The sequence below is a fragment of the Pseudomonas sp. CAN1 genome (assembly GCF_030462585.1).
Taxonomy (GTDB): Bacteria; Pseudomonadota; Gammaproteobacteria; order Pseudomonadales; family Pseudomonadaceae; genus Pseudomonas.
On sequence record NZ_JASMRU010000097.1, the window covers coordinates 1 to 809 of the forward strand.

At 66.4% G+C, this 809-nt stretch carries 1 protein-coding gene and 1 pseudogene; both read right to left on the bottom strand.

From position 1 onward, the window contains the following. Positions 1-252, bottom strand: a pseudogene (locus QO207_RS31480) (hypothetical protein); the annotation flags it as partial. Continuing rightward, the coding region (locus tag QO207_RS31485) for an AAA family ATPase (RefSeq protein WP_301536138.1) at positions 249-809 on the bottom strand (561 nt) is incomplete at its 5' end. The gene QO207_RS31485 and the pseudogene QO207_RS31480, both read right to left, overlap by 4 nt.

Consider the following 809-nt stretch of genomic DNA (forward strand, 5'->3'; position numbering starts at 1 on the left):
CTCCACGCCGTTGTCGCGGGACAGGCGATACACCACCTCTTCATCCTTGGCGAAGGCGCGCACTGGCTCGATGTGGCCAGCCTTGCGCAGGCCGGCCAGGTAGGTGACGACAGCGCCGTCGTCCTGGTCGGACTTCCGGGCGATCTGGTATGCGGTGAACTCTTCGCGGTGGGCGCGGATCGCTTCCCACATGTGCTGGCGAGGAAGCTTGCCGCCGACCATGGACAGGTGAGCCTTACGGGGACGACTCATTTCGAAGTCCTCGGGCTCGGGGCCGCTCCGGTGTACAGCTCGACGCCCAGGCGCTTGAGGTCGCCCTGATCCAGCTTGACCAGGCCGTGGACGGCGGCGGCCTCGGCCAGTTGCTCCAGGTTGACGGCGACGCGGCGCACCGAGCCCACCGACTTGGTCACCAGGTGCGACAGCAGGTCGTCGGCGATCTGGACGCCTGGGCTGTAGACCGGCACCAGGTTGCGGGCATCGGCTAGGGTCACCGGCTGGGCAGGAATCCAGCTCAGTACCCGCCCGTGGAAGCGTTCGAACTTCTTCAGCTTGGTCGGCAGCATTTCCTCGCCGATCAGCATGATTGCGGCCTGGCTGGACTCGTACAGGTCGCGGATCAGCTCGACGCTGCCCGAGGCGACCAGGTGGTCCATCTCGTCGATGATCAGCGGGCGGCCGCTGCCGGCCAGTTCCTCGGCGATCTGGTCGGCCATCTCCGGGATGGTGCCGCTGGGCTTGATGCCCATTTCCCCCAGGATGGCCTTGAGGGTGTGCTTGCGGGTCCAGACGCTTTTGGCCTGCACGTA